The sequence below is a fragment of the Pseudomonas sp. LM13 genome (assembly GCF_041381355.1).
In the GTDB taxonomy this organism is placed as follows: domain Bacteria; phylum Pseudomonadota; class Gammaproteobacteria; order Pseudomonadales; family Pseudomonadaceae; genus Stutzerimonas; species Stutzerimonas frequens.
Window position 1 is genome coordinate 1 of the sequence record NZ_JACBXH010000158.1, and the last position, 283, is coordinate 283.

Genomic DNA, 283 nt, shown 5'->3' on the forward strand with positions numbered 1-283 from the left:
GGATGATGAGTCGGGGCTGGTACACAGCGTGGTAGGCACGGCAGCCAACGTGGCGGATATCACCCAGGTCGACAAACTGCTGCACGGTGACGAGAACGTCGTCTGCGCGGATGCCGGCTACACCGGCGTCGAAAAGCGCCCCGAACATGCTGGCCACGAAGTGATCTGGCAGGTCGCAGCACGCCGCAGCACCTACAAGAAGCTCGATAAGCGCAGTGCCCTGTACAAAGCCAAGCGCAAGATCGAGAAGGCCAAGGCACAAGTGCGAGCGAAGGTCGAGCAT

Annotated in this window: 1 protein-coding gene; it reads left to right on the plus strand. The window is 61.1% G+C overall.

From position 1 onward, the window contains the following. Nucleotides 1-283: transposase (locus tag HZR81_RS23820; protein ID WP_500129422.1), on the plus strand; the 283-nt coding region annotated here is incomplete at both ends.